The sequence below is a fragment of the Nocardia sp. NPDC051052 genome (assembly GCF_044456045.1).
Lineage (GTDB): Bacteria > Actinomycetota > Actinomycetes > Mycobacteriales > Mycobacteriaceae > Nocardia.
In genome coordinates, this window is sequence record NZ_JBITFL010000003.1 from 532,465 (window position 1) to 549,689 (window position 17,225).

The window sequence follows — 17,225 nt, forward strand, 5'->3', positions numbered from 1 at the left end:
CGCGCGATAGCCTCGTGCGCATGGGGCGATTCGGTGGGTTCCTCGTTGGGTTCGCTGCGTTATCGCTGGTCGCCGGGAATGTATTCACCGGCAGCGGACAGGTATCCGCTGAGCCGACCGATCCGGTGCGGTGTGCGGTGCAATCCGGCCGCGAGTTCACGCGGGCCGCGCCCGAGCAGGTCGGCCTCGACAGCGCGCGGGTCGCGGACGCATTGACCTTCGCCGCCGGCCGAAACCGCGTCAATATTCAGGTATTCCGGCACAATTGCCTGATCGGCGAGGGGCCGACGAACGCACAGACCGGCAATGTGGCGTGGAACATCTGGAGCGCGACCAAGAGCGTGGTCTCCCTGCTCGCCGGGATCGCCTGGGATCAGGGCAAACTCGACATCTCCGCACCCATCGATCGCTACCTGCCCCCAGGACTCGGTGATGCCGAGCATCGCTCGATCACCGTCGAGAATCTGCTCACCGAGTCATCGGGGATGAAGGTCGGCGTGTTGACCGAGGGCGCCACCGGTGTCGTTCCGATCGATCCGAACAGCGCGGTGCAGGCTCTCGGTGTGCCGCTGGACAATCCGCCGGGCGCGGTATTCAGCTACAGCCAGCGCAATGTGGATCTGCTCTCCTACGTTGTCGAATTGGCCATCGGGGAGCCGCTTCAGCAATTCGCGCAGCGTGAGCTGTTCGGGCCGCTCGGTATCGAACGGGGCGACTATTACTGGGCGCGCGATCGCGCCGCGCATACCTATGGCTACGCACATCTGATGATTCCGCCGAACGACTTCGCCAAACTCGGCTTACTCGTCAGCAATGACGGCCGTTGGGGGACACAGCAACTCGTCTCCGCGCAGTATCTGCGAGAGGCGCGCCGGCCTTCCGCGGCCAACAAGTGCTACGGCTATCTGTTCTGGCTCGGGCCAGGGTGCGCGGAATTGGCGAGCAACCTGCCGTCCGACGTGTACATGATGGCGGGGCTCGGCATGCAGAACGTCTTCGTGCTGCCGAGTCTGGACCTGACGGTGGTGTGGACCGGATTCTTCGGCAATGTCAGTCAGTACGGCGTGACCGGGACCATCCAGAACACCGCGGAACTACCGTACGAGTTCTTCCGCAGGCTGTTCGCGTCGTTCCATGAGCCGTCCATCCCCGACCCCGGACCCTATGTAGAGCCGCCGGTGCGACTGAACCCGAGTCAGTTCGTCGACCTGAACTTCGTGCTCGCGGTATTCGGCGCCGGACCGTTCGCCTATCCGGGCTGTAATGTCGTGTCCTGCTTGAATTTCCCGCTGGCGCCGCCCTTCGCGGATGCCGCGCCCGGGTGCGCGATCTTCGCCTGCCTCGGCCCCGACGCCCCCGGCATCCGCTGAATCACACACCGAGGAAGGGCAGCTCGCCGTCCTTGGCGCCGTGCGTGCGGAAGTGGTCCGGGGAGACGACGATGAACAGCGCGTCCGACTCGGCGATGAGCTGGCCGTCGAGTTCGAGCCGCGCGTAGATGTGTAGTTTGCGGGCGCCCTCGCGGCGATCCACGTGCGCGGACACCGTCATCGGGCGGTGCAGCGGCGCGGGTTTGACGTAGTTCACCGTGAGTTTGGCGGTCACCGCGGGAATCCCGCCGCGGGTCGGCACGCTCCCCGAGGCCTCGTCCAGGACCGCCGCGACCACCCCGCCGTGCGCGAGGCCCGGTGCGCCTTGATGCCTCTCGTCGAAGGTGCAGTCGCCGACGATGCGGCCGTCCACGAGTTTCGTCAGCATGGCCACTCCGGCGCGATTGGCCGGCCCGCAGCCGAAACAGTTCTCGCCATGCGCGGCGTCCGCGCCGTCCGGCGCCTGGCCCTCGGCAAGTCCGGTCATGCGCACCCCTCGATCAGGAATCAACTGTGTCCCGATTGAAGCTACGGCATGATCGGCCATCGATCGCACCGGCCGATTCGTGGTGGCGTGACAGGAACGCGCTCCTGCGACAGGACCAGCGGCCGGTCATCCGCTACGGTTCAACCGATTTACCGCGTTGTCGTTAGGAGCCGAAGCGTGACCGACCGCGTAGCACCCTCCCCCAAAGAAGAGGACTTCAGCGCCCATCGGATAGGGGCATTCGCCGACGCGGTTCTCGCGATCGCGATCACCCTGCTGGTCATCGAGATCAAACGGCCGGAGGGCGAGCAGCTGGCCAGCCCGCACGCCCTCGCCGAATTCCTCTGGCACGAGAAGGCGTCGTTCGTCGCGTTCGTGCTGGCGTTCTTCCTGCTGTGGTCGGTGTGGCGCAGGCACCACATCCTCATCGACGAGGTCGACCGGCTGGACCGGGCGACCGCCGCCGCGCACGCACCGCTGCTGCTGTTCGCCGCCTTCCTGCCGTTCCCCACCGCGATCTTCGGGCACGCGCCCGACAACAAACTCGCCGCCTGCTTGTTCGCCGCGACCGCCGCGGCGCTGTTCGGCTGCGAAGGTGTTGTGAAGGAGTTCGCTTGGCGGCGCGCGATATTGCGGCCCGGGGTGGATCCGTTGAAGATCCGGGTGAGCGCCAACGCGTCCGCCTCGGTCACCTTCGTCTTCGCTCTGACGGCCGGGCTGGTGTGGGTCACGCCGTGGATCTGGTACGCCTGGTTCTTCGTTCCGCTGGCCGCCGCGTTCGGCGGGAATCTACTCGAACGTGTGCGTCCAGACGTCAGCACGCGAGTGCGCGAGCGCCGGGCCGGGCACCAGCCGGTGTAGCCCGGACGCTCGCGGGTGGTCAGCCGATCGGGGTGAGCCAGCCGTGCAGGTCGTCGGTGCGCAGCGCGGCGGCGTGCCGCTTGCGCAGGGCCTGCGAGATCGGGCCTGCTTGCCCGTCGGCGACCGTGCGGCCGTCGACCTCGAAGACCGGGGCGGCGCCCGCGGAGGTGCCGGTGACGAAGACCTCGTCGGCGATGTAGAGCTCGGTCAGGTCGACGGCGCGCTCCTGGACCGGGATGCCGTCCTCGGCCGCCAGCGTGAGGATGGTTCTGCGGTTGATGCCGTCGAGGATGTCGCAGGACACGTCGGGGGTGATCAGCGTGCCGTTGCGGACCAGGAAGATATTGGCCGCGCTGAGCTCGCAGACGTGGCCGCCGCCGTCGAGGAAAACGCAGTCGTCGTAGCCACTGTCGATCGCGTCCTGTTTAGCCAGCACCGAATTCACATACGCGCCGTTGACTTTCGCGCGAGACGGAATCGCGTTGTCCGGAATGCGCCGCCACGGACTGGATTTCAGCCGCATGCCGTCCTGCGGGACGATCGGCACCGCGTCGTAGACGAACATGCTGACCTGAATCGCACAGCCACGCACCCGGGTGCCCGGGATCGACTCGACGACATGCACTGTGGCACGGACGAATACATCCTCGACCGGCGCGTTCCGACCGATCAGCTCGACCACCGCCGCATAGAACCGCCGGTAATCCCACTCCACCGCGAACCGATCGATCCCGATGATCTTGCACGACTCCTCGAGCCGCCGAAAGTGATCATCCAGCCGGAATGCGGTACGCGCCGCCCCCGCCACATGAACCGGAAAAACGGTGTACACGCTGAGCCCGTACAACACCGCCGACGACGCGACCCCAACCGTAGCCGCCTCGGCCGCAACGATCCGGTCACCTAGATACACATGGGGATGGGGGTTTGCCATCGCCGGAGGCTAACAGCCGCGACTACGACCGTGCGATCAGATTTTCGGGCTACCCACCGGGCGGCTTGCCTCCCGTCGGGTATTTGTTCATAATTTGAAGATGTTCATTCAGAATGAACACGGGCATGGAGTGAACAGACTCTTGCACGGCGCCCAGGCCGCACTCGACGAGCACGGGATCAGCTTGACGGTCATCGAGCCCGATGCGCGGCCTGACCGCCGACAGGACCTGATCGCTCGACTCGACGCGGGTACGCGCGGCGAACGAACCTACGCGATCGAACTCAAAACCCAACTCACGAGTACCAACGCACGCGCGCTACCGCCAACCGAACTACCGATGCTCCTCATCACGCCGTACATCTCCAGGGAAAGCGCCGATGTACTGCGACGAAACGGGGTGGATTTCGTCGACCACGTCGGGAACATGTCGATCAGCTGGCCCGCGATGCTGATTACCGTCGTCGGCAACCGACGCCCTTCGCCCGAACACGCGTCGTCGCGGCGCGCGCCGCGGGCGTTCAGCCCGGCTGGGACAAAAGCGCTCTTCGCCGTTTTGAGCTGGCCGGATACGCTCGGTCTCCCACTGCGCATGATCGCCGATCGCGCGGGCGTCTCGCTGGGCACAACTCAGATCGTCATGAACGAGCTGGAATCCAGCGGGTATCTCTACACCGTCGGAGCAAGAAGGACGCTGGCCAACGGCAAAGAGCTGCTAGATCGGTGGGCCGAAGCATTCACGACATCGCTCAGCCACAAACTGACCCTTGGTGAATTTCATGACCACGACGATCGCTGGTGGCGTGATTCACGAGACCTATTGCACAAGAACATGGTTCAACTCGGCGGCGAGGCAGGCGGTAGCCTGCTCGACTCTGATCTGACACCGACAACAGCCACCCTCTACTGCGACTCCGTCCCGGTGCCGGTCGTTGCCGACCGACGCTGGAGTCGATCGGCAACCGAACCGAACGTTGTAGTCCGGCAACGATTCTGGACCCCGCCGGAACCATTCGAGGCACTGGTACCGAGCACTCTGATCTACGCCGACATGTGGGCGTCGGGCGATCCGCGCCAGCGCGCGCACGCAGAAAGGATACGGGCGCATGACAATCGACTTGTCGAGCTCGACGGATCCTGAAATATCTTTAGCAGCAACGATTCTCTGTCAGATCAAGCAATTGATGGTGTCATATGGGATCGTCTTCCTGGTAGTCGGAGCAACTGCGCGCAACATCGTGTCCATCGGCGTATTCGGCTCCGCTCCTGGGCGCGCCACCCGTGATATAGACATTGCTGTCGCCGTCGCCACCTGGGACGAAGTGCGTCGACTGCGGTCGGAGATGTCACCGATCGATCAGTCATGCCATCGGTTCGACGTGTGCGGGGTTCCCGTCGATATCATCCCGTGCGGACCGATCGAGAACAATGATCGCACCGTTGACTGGCCGGAAGATTTCCGAATGAACACCCTCGGGTTCCGAGAAGCGTTCGCGGCGGACGAGATCGCGTTACTTCCCGGCCAGTTGAGCGTGCGTGTTCCGTCGATCGCGGCACAGACACTCCTGAAGCTCGTCGCCTGGCACGACCGGCACTGGCGCAGCACGAAAGACGCGATCGACTTGGCCACGATGCTCGACTGGTACAGCAGCGGGCACCAACTGAATATCTTGTACACAGAACACATTGAGCTTCTTGCCACGTACGACTACGACGCTACGCTGGCGAGCGCCCACCGTCTCGGCCAAGATATCGCGCTCCTGCTGGAGACGGCGGACTCGAGGAGAGTCCAACCGCTGCTGGACGACCCGGTCGCATTGCAACGACTCGCGAACGACATGACCGGCCCCTTCGACCAGGCACACCAACGAATGTCGGCGTTGTATGCGGGCATTCGAACGGAGCGCGCAGTCGGGCGCGGATGACAGCCGCGTAGTAGCAGGGCGACCGCATTTCGAGCGGCGTCCGGGCTGGGAGCGGTGGACCTGGTTACGCTCGATCTGTGACTCAGGGACAGCAGGGTGGGCGGGGGGTGCGGGGGGCTGAGCGGCGGGAGGCGATACTCGAGGCTGCTCGGGAGGTGATTGCGGAGCGGGGGTATCGGGGGGCTTCGCTTGGGGCGGTCGCGGAGCGGGTTGGGCTTACGCAGCCCGGGGTGTTGCATTATTTTCCGAGTAAGGAGCACCTGTTGGTCGCGGTGTTGGCGGCTCGGGACCGGTGGGATACGGCGGCGTTTCTGGCTGGGGGGTCGGATAGTTGGCGGCTGTCGCATCTGGAGCAGTTGGTGGAGTACAACGCGACGCGGCCTGGAGTCGTGCAGACGTTCGCGGCGTTGGCCGGGGAGAGTGTGACGGGTGGGCATCCGGCTCGGGAGTACTTCGTCGAGCGGTACGCGCAGGCCAGGGCGCGGCTGGCGGAGATGCTGCGGGCGGAATTCGGGGATCGGTTGGCGGGTGGGCGGACGCCGGAGCAGGTGGCACCGCTGCTGATCGCGGTGCTGGACGGGTTGCAGACGCAGTGGTTGCTCGATCCGGAGGCTGTCGATATGGGGGCCGCGTTCCGGGACTTCGTCGCGTTGCTCGGGCCCGGTGACAATTCTGCCCGGTAGCGGCAGGCTCTAATATAACGAGCGAGTAACGACACCTACTATTGATTAGGTGAGCTTGGCGGTACCTGTGGACGCCCGCTGCCCGCACTCACGGGTTGTCGATGGCATCCCGCCGATCCCGTCCGCAACAACCCTGGCAGACAAAGGAGTTCATCATGAGTCCAGCCGACATAGCCCGTGAGGAAGCCGTGACGGCGGCTCTCGGGAAGCTCGATCTCCCGGCCAAGGCCCGGCTGTTGATGGGGCAGGACATGTGGTCGTTGCCCGCGCTGCCGGAGATCGGATTGCGCTCGCTGGTGATGTCCGACGGCCCGATCGGAGTACGCGGCGTGCGCTGGACCGCCGATGATCCCTCCATCGCGCTGCCGTCGCCGACGGCGCTCGCCGCGACCTGGGATCCGGAACTGGCCAGGCGGGCCGGTCGGCTGCTCGCGCAGGAGGCGCGGCGCAAAGGTGTGCACGTGCTGCTCGCGCCAACGGTCAACCTGCATCGATCACCGTTGGGCGGAAGGCATTTCGAGAGTTACTCGGAAGATCCGTATCTGACGGGCCGCATCGGGACCGGCTATGTGCGCGGCGTGCAGGATGGCGGGATCGGCACCACCGTAAAGCATTTCGTCGCCAATGACGCCGAGACCGAACGCTTCACCGTGAACAATGTCGTCTCCGCCCGCGCGCTGCGCGAGCTGTACCTCGCACCGTTCGAGGCGATGGTCCGCGATGCCGGACCGTGGGGCGTGATGGCCGCCTACAACCAGGTCAACGGCACGACGATGACCGAGCACGGCGAGCTGCTGAACGGCACGTTGCGCGGGGAATGGGGTTTCGACGGCATCGTCGTCTCGGATTGGATGGCGGCCAGGTCGACGGTCGCGGCGATCACCGCGGGGCTGGATGTCGCGATGCCGGGTCCGCGCGGCGTGTACGGGGATGCGCTGGTCGCGGCGGTGCGCAACGGCGAAGTGGACGAGTCCGTGGTCGACGCGGCGGTGCGCAATGTGCTGCGGCTCGCGGCGCGCGTCGGCCTGCTGGACGGAGCGGAGCCCGCGGTCGACACGCCGCCCGCAGAGCTCGACGGGGTGGCATTGGCACGTGAGATCGCCTCTCGCGCTTTCGTTCTGGTCCGCAACGAAACGGTCGGCCAACGCCCGGTCCTCCCCCTCGACAAGGCTCGGACGAAGGTCGCGTTGATCGGACTGGCCGCCAGGGATGCCCGCATTCTCGGCGTCGGCTCGGCCACCGTCTTCCCCGAGGCCGTGGTGTCTCCGCTCGACGGACTGACCGCCGCGCTTCCGGAGGGCGCACTGACCTACGCGATCGGTGCCGCCCCCAGCGACGTCCTCGGCGCCGCGGATCGCGGATTCGACTTGCACGCCCGCGTTTTCGACGCCGACGGCGCACTGCTCGGGGAAAGCTCGCTGCCCAACGGCATGGTCAACTGGCTGGGCGAACTGCCCGACGGCATCGCCTACGACGCGCTGCACACCGTCGAGGTGCGTGGCACCTTCACCCCCGAGGAAACCGGCGCGCATGTGTTCGGCACCAAGGGAGTCGGTGATTTCCGGCTCACCATCGGCGACACCGTACTGTTCGACGGTGCCGAAACACTCACCGGCGCAGATCCGTTCGAAGCATTCTTCGGCACACCGGCCGAACGCGGCACGGTCGAGCTCAGCGCCGGGACGACGGTCGAGGTGACCATGACCCACACGCCGATGAAGTTCGCGGACATGCCCATCCAGGCGATCCTGTGCACCCTCGCGCACAGCGACCCCCGGCGCGATCCAGTCGAGCTGATCGCCGAGGCCGTCGAGGCGGCGCGGGCGGCCGATGTCGCGGTGGTCGTGGTCGCCACCACCGAACAGGTCGAGTCCGAGGGTTTCGATCGCACCAGCCTGAAGCTGCCGGGCCGCCAGGACGAATTGGTCAGCCGGGTGGTCGCGGCCAACCCGAACACCGTCGTGGTCGTGAATGCCGGATCGCCGGTCGAAATGCCCTGGCGTAACGCGGTCCCCGCGATCCTGTTGAGCTGGTTCCCCGGCCAGCAAGGCGGCGCGGCCCTCGCCGAGGTACTGCTCGGTGACACGGAGCCCGGCGGTCGTCTGCCCACCACCTGGCCCGCCGCTCTGGAAGACTGCCCGGTCTCGGAGGTGACCCCCACCGACGGCGAGCTCGTCTACCGGGAAGACCTGTTCATCGGTTACCGCGCATGGGAGCGGGCGGGCACCACTCCGGCCTACCCGTTCGGGCACGGATCCGGTTACACCACATGGGCTTACGAGTCGATCACCAACGATGACAGCACGGTGACGGTCCGGCTGCGCAACACCGGCACCCGCCGCGGCGGCGAGGTCGTGCAGGTTTACCTTGCGCCCGTGGCCGATTCGGCGCACCGCCCCGCTCGCTGGCTGGCCGGTTTCGCCCGCGTCGAAGCCGAACCGGGTGAACTGGTGGAAGCCGAGATCCGAATCCCGGACCGGGCCTTCGAGATCTGGGACGACGGCACATGGCGAAAAGTGCCCGGCTGGTACGAGATCCAGGCCGGGCATTCGATCGCCGATCGCCGCCTGACGGCCGAGTACACAGCCGAGTAGACGACTGCGGCCGTGGATCCGGTAGGGATCCACGGCCGCGATGTCCGTTCAGCGTACTCAGCGATTGCTGAGCAGCACCTCGGCGATCTGAATCGTGTTGAGGGCGGCACCTTTTCGCAGGTTGTCGCCGGAGATGAAGAGGGCGAGCCCGCGACCGTCGGGCACGCCCGGATCCTGGCGGATGCGGCCGACGAGCGAGTCGTCGGCACCGGCCGCCTGCAACGGGGTCGGCACGTCGACGAGCTTGACGCCGGGAGCCTTGGCCAGGATCTCCTTGGCCTGTTCGACCGAAAGCGGCTGGTCGAACTCGGCATTCACCGACAGCGAGTGGCCGGTGAACACCGGGACACGCACGCAGGTTCCACTCACCAGCAGGTCGGGCAGGCCGAGAATCTTGCGACTCTCGTTGCGCAGCTTCTGATCCTCGTCGGTCTCGCCGGAGCCGTCGTCGACCAGCGAACCGGCCAGCGGCAGCACATTGAACGCGATCGGCGCGACGTACTTGTTCGGTGCGGGGAAGTCCACGGCGCTGCCGTCGTGGGTCAGCTTCTCGATGTCGTCGATCACCGCGCGCGCTTGCGTCGCGAGCTCTTCCACACCGGCCAAGCCGCTACCGGACACCGCCTGGTAGCTGGACACGATGAGGCGGCGCAGACCGGCGAGGTCGTGCAGCGGCTTCAGCACCGGCATGGCGGCCATGGTGGTGCAGTTCGGGTTGGCGATGATGCCCTTGGCCAGATTGCGGGTCTGCTCGGGGTTGACCTCGCTGACCACCAGCGGGACGTCGGGGTCCTTGCGGAAAGCCGACGAGTTGTCGATCACCGTGACACCGGCCGCGGCGAAGCGCGGGGCCTGCACCCGGGACATGGTGGCACCCGCCGAAAACAGCGCGATGTCCAAACCCGACGGATCGGCGAGCTCGGTGTCCTCCACGACGATCTCGCCGCCGCGCCACGGCAGCGTCTTGCCCGCCGACCGCGACGAGGCGAAGAACCGCACCTCGTCGACCGGGAAGTTGCGTTCCTCCAGCAGCTTTCGCATCACGGCGCCGACCTGCCCGGTCGCGCCGACCACACCTACTCGAACACCCATGGTTTAACGTCCTGTTCCCGCGTGCACCACGGCGACCTCGTCGCCGCCGAGATTGAAGGCCCGGTGCAGCACCTGGACGGCCTCGTCCAGCTCGGTGTCGCGGACCAGCACCGAGATCCGGATCTCGGAGGTGGAGATCAGGTCGATGTTCACGCCCGCGTCGGCCAGCGCCTCACAGAACGTGGCGGTGACGCCCGGGTGGCTCTTCATGCCCGCGCCGACCAGCGACACCTTGCCGATGTGGTCGTCGTAGAGCACCTGCGCGAAGCCGATCTCATCCTGCTGCTTGGTCAGCATCTCGACGGCGCGCGCGCCGTCGGTCTTGGGCAGGGTGAAGGTGATGTCGGTCTTGCCGGTATCGATCTTGGAGACGTTCTGCAGCACCATGTCGATATTGATCTCGGCATCGGCGACCGCGCGGAACACCTTGGCGGCGTAGCCGGGCACGTCGGGCAGTCCGACCACGGTGACCTTGGCCTCGCTGCGGTCGTGCGCGACGCCCGTGAGGATTGCTTGCTCCAAGGGGATGTCCTCCATCGATCCGTAAACGTAGGTGCCGGGCTTGTCGGTATAGGACGAGCGAACATGCACAGGCACGTTGTACCGGCGCGCGTATTCGACGCAGCGCAGCATCAGCACCTTCGCGCCGCAGGCCGCGAGTTCCAGCATCTCCTCGTAGGAGACCTGCTCGAGCCGCTGCGCGTCCGGCACGATCCGCGGGTCGGCGGTGAAGACGCCGTCCACGTCGGTGTAGATCTCGCAGACGTCGGCCTCCAGCGCCGCGGCCAGCGCCACCGCGGTGGTGTCGGAACCGCCGCGGCCGAGCGTGGTGACGTCCTTGCTGTCCTGGCTGACGCCCTGGAACCCGGCGACCAGCACGATCTGCCCGTCGTCCAGCGCCTGACGCAGGCGGCCGGGGGTGACGTCGATGATCTTGGCGTTACCGTGCGCGCCAGTGGTGATGACGCCGGCCTGCGAGCCGGTGAACGAGCGGGCCTCGGCGCCGAGCGAGTGAATGGCCATCGCGACCAGCGCGTTCGAGATGCGCTCGCCCGAGGTGAGCAGCATGTCCATTTCCCTCGCCGGTGGCGCGGGCGCCACCTGCTGGGCGAGGTCGAGCAGTTCGTCGGTGGTATCGCCCATGGCCGAGCAGACGACCACCACGTCGTGGCCTGCCTTCTTGGTCTCGACGATCCGTTCAGCGACGCGCCGGATGCGCTCGGCGGTAGCCACCGAGGATCCTCCGTACTTCTGAACAACGAGAGCCACGACAGGGTCCTCCAAGATCGACTACCAGCTGCTAACAGGCACCCAGCGTACCGGCCGTGGTCCAGCGGATTCCGGCTACCTCCTCAGCCGACCGGCGCGGCGGAGCTGTTTCGCTGGTCGGACTCGGTCGCGAACTTCGCGAGTCGGCCGTGACGTCTGGCGTTGTGGAAGGCCGCGATCCGACCGCGTTGCGCGCCGACGAAGCCTGGCGAAATGACGCACGATGGAGTGATGAAGAGCACGGTATTAGCGGTGACCACCGGACGGACCGAGGTTGTGCAGGACATCACCGGCCAGTGCGCGTCGTTCGTGCGCGAGGCGTCCGGCGGCGGTGACGGGTTGCTCAACGTGTTCGTGCCGCACGCGACGGCCGGTATCGCGGTCATGGAGCTCGGTGCGCGCAGCGATGACGACCTGCTCGCGGCGCTGCGCGAGCTGCTGCCCGCCGATGATCGGTGGCGGCACGCGCACGGGTCGCGTGGGCACGGGCGCTCGCATGTGATGCCCGCGCTGATCGCGCCTTACGCGACGATTCCGGTGATCGACGGCACGATGGCCTTGGGAACCTGGCAGTCGGTCGCATTGGTGGATCTCAATGTCGACAACCCCGATCGGCAGGTGCGGTTGTCGTTCCTCAGCGACTAGCCGTCCGCCGGAACGGATAACCGGGCGAGCTCGGTGCGGTTGGCGACGCCGAGCTTGGCGTAGACGTGGGCCAGGTGGGTTTTCACGGTGCCGCGACTGATGAACAGGCGCGCGGCGATCTCCGGATTGGACAGGCCGTCGACGGCGAGAGCGACGACGGACCGCTCCATCGGGGTGAGGCTCGCCCAGCCGGAAGCCGGGCGGTTGCGTTTGCCGCGCGCTTTGGTGGCGTAGTCGACGGCCTGGGCGATGCCCATGGATCGGCCCCGTTCCAGGTGGTCGGCCAGATCCTGTGCTGCGACACGAGAATCCAGCAGGGTGCGGGCGACATGCACAGGCCGTCCGTGCGCCGACCCGGTGTCGGCGCGGGCGCGATCGGCGGCGCCGAGCAGCACGGCGGCCGACTCGAGGGTGCCGCGCCGGGCGAGCACCACCGCGAGCGCCTCGAGGCTTGCCACGCAACCGAGTACGAGCTCGCGGTCTGTCCGGATGCTCAGCGCTTCATGATGCAGGCGCAGTGCCTGCTCGATATCGCTGTCGTGCAATAGGAATGCTTGCTGGTCGAGTACGTCGGCGTGCACCGATGGGAGAGCCAGGAGCATCGGTTCGGCCACCAAGGTGTCGAGAAGTGCTGCCGCCGCGTCGGATTCATCGTTCTCACGCAATGCGGTGGCAAGGACCACCCGGGTCCACGGCGTCAGTGATCCATCGGCGGCTTCGCCGGGTGTGCGGCCTTCTTTGCGGCACCACGCGATTGCCGCCGCGGGGTGTCCCTCGGCCAGCGCGAGCATGCCGTGCACTCGCTCCCAGCCGGGCACGAACGGCGAAGCTTCGCCGTCGAGCAAGCGGTCGATCGGCGCGAGTGCCGCGGACGCATCATCGAAACGGCCCTGGTACACCCGTATTTCGGCGAAGGCCGCGCGCGCCGAGCCCATGTGGTGAAAGTCGTGCAGCGGTTGCGCGGTGGCGACGGCCTGCTCGGTGAGTTCGGCGGCGCGCGGCAGATCGCCGGACCGGGCGGTCGCGGTGGCGAGCCAGGTGAGCGCGAAGGAGGCGGAGCCGCGATCGTTGCGCTTACCCATGCCGACCAGGGCCTGGTCGAGTTGTGCGATGGCGCTGCGGTATTCGTCGCGGAACAGGTGGATCAGTCCGAGCAACGCCTGGGTCGAGTCGGCGACGAAACCGTCGCCGGCGTGCAGCGCGTCCTGGTGCAATACCTCGGCGTCGGCGGATGCCCGATCCAGGTCGATGCCGAGCTGCTCGACCGCGCACAACGAGCGGGCCAGCCTGCCCACCGCGTCCGCGCCCAGCTCGGCAGCCAATGCCGCTGCGGCACGGGCCGATTCGTAGCCGACGAAACCATACACAGCCGTGTCGCACACCAGCGCCAAACCGGCCAGCACGCGCGCCTGCAGCTCGTCGCGCGCCCCGTCGCCACGGTCGACGGCCAACCGCAGCACTCGCACGCCCTCGACGCCACGTGGTTCGAGGTACCAGAACCACGCCATCGCGGCGGCGAGTGCGCGTCCGCCGGACGGATCGTCGCGGCGCAATCCCCAGTCGATGGCGGCGCGAATATTGGCCAACTCCACCGCGATTCGCGCCCGCCAGGCATCCTGGTCGGTGTTGCGCAACGGTTCGGCCTGCTCGACCATGGCGAGATACACCGCCAGGTGGCGATCGCGCAGCCGCTCGGCCTCCGCGGCTTCGGCCAGCCGCAGCAACGCGTAATCCCGGACCACGCCCAGCATTCGATAGCGCGCCACCACACCGGTGGTATCCGCCGTCACCAACGACTTGTCGATCAACCCGCGCAATGTTCGCAACGCGCGACCAGGCGGCGCAGCCAGCTCGGCAACCGCATCGGCGGAGAAACCCGGCTCGAACACCCCGAGCCTGCGGAACAGCACCCGCTCGTCGTCGACGAGCAGCTCATGACTCCAGCGCATCGACTCCGCGAGTGTCCGCTGCCGGAACGGCGCGGTCCTGGCACCGCCGTCGAGCACCGCGTATGGCTCGTGCAGCGAGTCCGCGAGCTGGGTCAGCGACAATGTGCCCGCCCAACCCGCGGCGAGTTCGAGGGCCAGCGGCAACCGATCGAGGCGGTCACAGACCCGGCGGGCCGCGGTGTGGGCCTGCGGTGTCGGCTCCCCCGCGTACGCCCGGTCGAGGAACAGCGTCAACGCGTCCGCCAGCCCGAGCGCGGGCACCCGGCGCACCTGCTCACCGCCGACCCCGAGCGGCCCACGGCTGGTCGCGAGCACACCGAGTCGTGGACACCGCCCGAGCAGGCCGGTGACCAACGCCGCGACACCGTCGCCGAGCTGCTCGCAATTGTCGAGTACCAGCAGGGTTTCGCGGTCGGCGAGCCCGCGGGCAACGGTGGCGACGGGATCCGCACCGCCGGGAAGCAGCACATCGATGGCCGCGGCGACTCGCTGCACGACCGCCGCATCGTCGCGTTCGTCCTCCAGCGCGACCCACCGGACACCATCCGGCCAGTTCTCGAACACGGTGTGCGCGACCCGAAGCGCGAGCCGCGTCTTGCCGCAGCCGCCGGGCCCGACCAGGGTGACGACCTTGCCCGGTGCGACGGCGGCACCGATCGCCGTCAGTTCCTCGGTGCGGCCGATGAACGAGGACAGCTCGGTGGGTAGTGCGTCGGTGGAGGCTGGCATCGCGTCAGCAGTCTGACATGGCGGGCCCGCGCGGACGACCTATATCCGGTCGGCCACCTCGGCCATCACATATCGGCCAGGTGGCAGATGTTCCGGAGTCGCCGCGACGGAATCATCGATCTCAACGACGCAGGCAGCGTCACAGACAAGAAGGAACATCATGACGAACACAGGAAACCGCCGGGTCGTTGCCAACATCTCGCTCTCGCTGGACGGCCGCACCAACGGTCCGGGCGGCGATTACGACATGAGCTGGATCGTGCCGCACGCCGTGAGCGACACCGCCCGCGACCGGATGGTCCAGATGACCGAATCGGCCACCACCGCCCTGCTCGGCCGCAAGAACTATCAGGGTTTCGGCGGCTACTGGCCCACCGTCGCGATCGACGCGAACGCCGACCCGCGCGACCGGGCCTTCGGGCAGTGGCTCGACGACGTCGAGAAGGTGGTCTTCTCCACCACCCGCACCGACGCCCCGTGGCAGCACTCGCGGATCGCGGACGCCGACCCGGTGGCGACCGTCGAGCACCTGCGCGAGCAGGACGGCGGCGACATCGTCGTGCTGGCCAGCAGCAGCGTGATCAAGGCGCTGCTCGCGGCCGATGAGGTCGATCGGATTCTCATCACCCAGTGCCCCGAGATCGCCGGCGGCGGCGCCCGCCTTTTCGAGGACGGCCTCGCGGCGTCGAGCTGGTCGCTGACCGACCTGTCCACCACCGAGTCCGGCGCGCTGTACCTGATCTACGACCGGGTCCGCGGCGAATGATCTCCCCCGACGGCGACGGCCGCAGCGAAAGTCGCTCGGCCGCCGCCATTGTCGGGTCAGCCGCGGGTGAACCAGCTGACCTGATTGCCGTTGCTGAATTCCTTGCGATCGGTCGGCGTGAACAGCGTCGGCCGGAACTCGCCGTCGAAGGCGGGGATGCCGGTGCCCGCGACGACCGGGTAGCTCTTGATCACCAGCTCATCGATCTCACCGAGCAGTGCGGCGGCCAGCTTTCCGCCGCCGGCCAGCCAGATGTCCAGGCCCGCTTCCTGTTTGAGCCGCCGCACCAGTGCCACCAGGTCCCGCTCGATCAGTTGCACGGCCGGGTCATCGATCCGGCCGAGCGTGCTCGAAACCACGTACTGCCGCATATGGCCGTACGGGCTGGTCAGCCCGGCCGCGAGGGCAGGCTCGTAGGTGCCCCGGCCCATGACCAACGTGTCGAACCGCCGATTCGGCGCATGCGCCGCGATGCCGAAATGCGGCCGCACATGGGTGGGTAGCGTCTCCGGATAATCCCGCGCGAGCCACGCCGTGAAGTCATCGGGTAGCGGATAGAAGCCGATATCGCCATCGGGACCGGCGATGTAGCCGTCGAGCGACATCCCGACGAAATAGACGAGTTTTCGCATAGCAGAACCTCTTTCGAAATGTGTCGGTCAGGCGCGGGTGAACCAGGTGACCTGCGCGCCGTTACCGAATTCCTGGCGCCGGGCCGGCGCGAAAAGGGTCGGCCGGAACTCACCGGCGAAGACGGAGACGCCACCGCCCGCGACAACGGGGTAGCTCTTGATGATCATCTCGTCGATCTCACCGAGCAGCTGGGCGGCGAGATTGCCGCCACCGCAGAGCCAGATATCTTGGCCCTCCTCCTTTTTGAGCCGCCGCACCAGACCGAGCGGGTCGGCGTCGACCAATTCGACGGCTGGCTCATCGATCCGGCCGAGCGTGCTGGACACTACGTACTGCCGCAGGTGTGCGTACGGACTGGGGAAGCCGGCGAACAAACCTGGCTCATAGGAGCCGCGGCCCATGAGCACCGTGTCGAAGTGCTTGTTCGGCGTGTCCAGCGCCATCCCGATGTGCGGCCGGAATTCCGTCGGGACGAACTCCGGGTACTCCGCGTTGATCGAGGCGCCCATCTTGTCGTCGGCGGGGTAGAAGTCGTATTCGCCGCCCGGACCTGCGATGTATCCGTCGAGAGACACGGCAACGTAGTAGACAAGCTTTCGCAATCCGATACCGCCTAAGCTGTTGTACTCTGTTTGTAGTGATTTGAAGATAGTACTACAGATGGAGTGGTGTCAAGTGCGGACTAATCCCGAGCGTCGACAAGCGCTGCTCGACGCGGCGATCGAGGTCCTGGCCAGCGACGGAGCGCGTGGACTCACCTTCCGCGCGGTGGACAAGGAGGCCGCGGTGCCGACCGGCACCGCGTCGAACTACTTCGCCAACCGCGACGACCTACTGACCCAGGCGGGTAGTCGCTTCTACGAACGGCTGGCGCCGAGCGCGGCCACCATGACCCAGCTGGCGGACGGCCCGAAGACCCGCGCGCACGTCACGAAGCTGATGAAAGAAATCGTCGAGCGCATCGAGGCGTTCCGCACCGGCTACCTAGCGCTGCTGGAGCTGCGCCTCGAGGCGACTCGGCGACCGGAACTGCGCGCCGTGCTGACCGAGCGGGTGCGCGCGGACATGGAGTTCAACGTGCGCAACCACCTCGACGCCGGACTGCCCGGCGACGAAAAGTCCGTGCAGCTGCTCTATTTGGCATTGAACTGGCTGATCGTCGACCGCCTCACACTGCCCGGCGTGTTCACCGAGGAACAGAGTCAGGAGCTGATCGAGGCCGCCGTCGATCGGGTCGTCGGCGCCTGAAAACCGGGCGGTATCCATCGCCGAATCCTTGTGACCCGCG

At 66.9% G+C, this 17,225-nt stretch carries 16 protein-coding genes and 1 pseudogene; 10 read left to right on the top strand and 7 right to left on the bottom strand.

From position 1 onward, the window contains the following. The first annotated feature begins 20 nt into the window (after positions 1-20). Positions 21-1,370 (top strand): serine hydrolase domain-containing protein, encoded by a 1,350-nt coding sequence (locus ACIBCN_RS12795; RefSeq protein ID WP_396991655.1) that lies wholly within the window; start codon positions 21-23, stop codon positions 1,368-1,370. A 1-nt stretch (position 1,371) separates the two neighbouring features. Here the strand turns inward: ACIBCN_RS12795 and ACIBCN_RS12800 are convergent, their stop codons facing one another. Beyond that, complete coding sequence (locus tag ACIBCN_RS12800) at positions 1,372-1,857, bottom strand: PaaI family thioesterase (protein WP_396991656.1); 486 nt, start codon at positions 1,855-1,857, stop codon at positions 1,372-1,374. 177 nt (positions 1,858-2,034) lie between these two features. On the opposite strand from ACIBCN_RS12800, the gene ACIBCN_RS12805 reads away from it, so the two are divergent. Then, positions 2,035-2,718, top strand: a complete 684-nt coding sequence (locus ACIBCN_RS12805) for a TMEM175 family protein (protein WP_396991657.1) — start codon at positions 2,035-2,037, stop codon at positions 2,716-2,718. Positions 2,719-2,737: 19 nt separating this feature from the next. On the opposite strand, the gene ACIBCN_RS12810 is transcribed toward ACIBCN_RS12805, so the two are convergent. Then, a complete protein-coding gene (locus tag ACIBCN_RS12810) occupies positions 2,738-3,652 on the bottom strand; it encodes an aminotransferase class IV (protein WP_396991658.1) in 915 nt (304 codons plus the stop codon). 100 nt (positions 3,653-3,752) lie between these two features. On the opposite strand from ACIBCN_RS12810, the gene ACIBCN_RS12815 reads away from it, so the two are divergent. The 5 genes and pseudogenes from ACIBCN_RS12815 (at position 3,753) to ACIBCN_RS12835 (ending at position 8,854) form a co-directional block, all read left to right on the top strand. Next, positions 3,753-4,793: a type IV toxin-antitoxin system AbiEi family antitoxin gene (locus ACIBCN_RS12815; RefSeq protein ID WP_396991659.1), complete on the top strand. Its 1,041-nt coding sequence runs from the start codon at positions 3,753-3,755 to the stop codon at positions 4,791-4,793. Further along, a complete protein-coding gene (locus ACIBCN_RS12820) occupies positions 4,759-5,577 on the top strand; it encodes a nucleotidyl transferase AbiEii/AbiGii toxin family protein (RefSeq protein ID WP_396991660.1) in 819 nt (272 codons plus the stop codon). The genes ACIBCN_RS12815 and ACIBCN_RS12820 overlap by 35 nt, the downstream gene beginning before the upstream one ends. Before the next feature lie 107 nt (positions 5,578-5,684). Then, positions 5,685-5,840 (top strand): annotated as a pseudogene (locus tag ACIBCN_RS12825) (helix-turn-helix domain-containing protein); the annotation flags it as partial. A 9-nt stretch (positions 5,841-5,849) separates the two neighbouring features. Further along, positions 5,850-6,260 (top strand): TetR family transcriptional regulator C-terminal domain-containing protein, encoded by a 411-nt coding sequence (locus tag ACIBCN_RS12830; protein WP_396991895.1) that lies wholly within the window; start codon positions 5,850-5,852, stop codon positions 6,258-6,260. Between the two features lie 155 nt (positions 6,261-6,415). Beyond that, positions 6,416-8,854, top strand: a complete 2,439-nt coding sequence (locus ACIBCN_RS12835) for a glycoside hydrolase family 3 protein (RefSeq protein WP_396991661.1) — start codon at positions 6,416-6,418, stop codon at positions 8,852-8,854. A 57-nt stretch (positions 8,855-8,911) separates the two neighbouring features. On the opposite strand, the gene ACIBCN_RS12840 is transcribed toward ACIBCN_RS12835, so the two are convergent. Together ACIBCN_RS12840 and ACIBCN_RS12845 are read right to left on the bottom strand one after the other, a co-directional pair. Next, entirely contained in the window at positions 8,912-9,946 is a 1,035-nt protein-coding gene (locus ACIBCN_RS12840) for an aspartate-semialdehyde dehydrogenase (RefSeq protein ID WP_396991662.1), read from the bottom strand. 3 nt (positions 9,947-9,949) lie between these two features. After that, on the bottom strand, positions 9,950-11,215 hold the full coding sequence (locus ACIBCN_RS12845) for an aspartate kinase (protein WP_357379849.1): 1,266 nt from the start codon (positions 11,213-11,215) through the stop codon (positions 9,950-9,952). 231 nt (positions 11,216-11,446) lie between these two features. On the opposite strand from ACIBCN_RS12845, the gene ACIBCN_RS12850 reads away from it, so the two are divergent. Continuing rightward, positions 11,447-11,860, top strand: a complete 414-nt coding sequence (locus tag ACIBCN_RS12850) for a secondary thiamine-phosphate synthase enzyme YjbQ (protein WP_396991896.1) — start codon at positions 11,447-11,449, stop codon at positions 11,858-11,860. Here the strand turns inward: ACIBCN_RS12850 and ACIBCN_RS12855 are convergent. Further along, positions 11,857-14,538, bottom strand: a complete 2,682-nt coding sequence (locus tag ACIBCN_RS12855; RefSeq protein ID WP_396991663.1) for a LuxR C-terminal-related transcriptional regulator — start codon at positions 14,536-14,538, stop codon at positions 11,857-11,859. The two genes, ACIBCN_RS12850 and ACIBCN_RS12855, sit on opposite strands and share 4 nt — an antisense overlap. A gap of 160 nt (positions 14,539-14,698) precedes the next feature. On the opposite strand from ACIBCN_RS12855, the gene ACIBCN_RS12860 reads away from it, so the two are divergent. Then, positions 14,699-15,304, top strand: coding sequence for a dihydrofolate reductase family protein (locus tag ACIBCN_RS12860; protein WP_396991664.1), 606 nt, complete (start codon positions 14,699-14,701; stop codon positions 15,302-15,304). 56 nt (positions 15,305-15,360) lie between these two features. Here ACIBCN_RS12860 and ACIBCN_RS12865 read toward each other — a convergent pair whose 3' ends face one another. Then, positions 15,361-15,936 carry a dihydrofolate reductase family protein gene (locus tag ACIBCN_RS12865; protein ID WP_396991665.1) on the bottom strand — a complete coding sequence of 192 codons (576 nt, stop codon included), beginning with the start codon at positions 15,934-15,936 and terminating at the stop codon, positions 15,361-15,363. 27 nt (positions 15,937-15,963) lie between these two features. Further along, the gene (locus ACIBCN_RS12870) at positions 15,964-16,539 is read right to left on the bottom strand and encodes a dihydrofolate reductase family protein (protein ID WP_396991666.1); all 576 of its coding nucleotides are present in this window, start codon (positions 16,537-16,539) and stop codon (positions 15,964-15,966) included. A 73-nt stretch (positions 16,540-16,612) separates the two neighbouring features. Between ACIBCN_RS12870 and ACIBCN_RS12875 the strand changes: the two genes are divergently transcribed. Further along, entirely contained in the window at positions 16,613-17,185 is a 573-nt protein-coding gene (locus ACIBCN_RS12875) for a TetR/AcrR family transcriptional regulator (RefSeq protein WP_396991667.1), read from the top strand. Positions 17,186-17,225: the final 40 nt, after the last annotated feature.

Coding starts and splice junctions, on each gene's coding strand:
- ACIBCN_RS12795 (WP_396991655.1), top strand. CDS start 21: ATGGGGCGATTCGGTGGGTTCCTCGTTGGGTTCGCTGCGTTATCGCTG.
- ACIBCN_RS12800 (WP_396991656.1), bottom strand. CDS start 1,857: ATGACCGGACTTGCCGAGGGCCAGGCGCCGGACGGCGCGGACGCCGCG.
- ACIBCN_RS12810 (WP_396991658.1), bottom strand. CDS start 3,652: ATGGCAAACCCCCATCCCCATGTGTATCTAGGTGACCGGATCGTTGCG.
- ACIBCN_RS12815 (WP_396991659.1), top strand. CDS start 3,753: ATGTTCATTCAGAATGAACACGGGCATGGAGTGAACAGACTCTTGCAC.
- ACIBCN_RS12820 (WP_396991660.1), top strand. CDS start 4,759: ATGACAATCGACTTGTCGAGCTCGACGGATCCTGAAATATCTTTAGCA.
- ACIBCN_RS12835 (WP_396991661.1), top strand. CDS start 6,416: ATGAGTCCAGCCGACATAGCCCGTGAGGAAGCCGTGACGGCGGCTCTC.
- ACIBCN_RS12840 (WP_396991662.1), bottom strand. CDS start 9,946: ATGGGTGTTCGAGTAGGTGTGGTCGGCGCGACCGGGCAGGTCGGCGCC.
- ACIBCN_RS12850 (WP_396991896.1), top strand. CDS start 11,447: ATGAAGAGCACGGTATTAGCGGTGACCACCGGACGGACCGAGGTTGTG.
- ACIBCN_RS12855 (WP_396991663.1), bottom strand. CDS start 14,538: ATGCCAGCCTCCACCGACGCACTACCCACCGAGCTGTCCTCGTTCATC.
- ACIBCN_RS12860 (WP_396991664.1), top strand. CDS start 14,699: ATGACGAACACAGGAAACCGCCGGGTCGTTGCCAACATCTCGCTCTCG.
- ACIBCN_RS12865 (WP_396991665.1), bottom strand. CDS start 15,936: ATGCGAAAACTCGTCTATTTCGTCGGGATGTCGCTCGACGGCTACATC.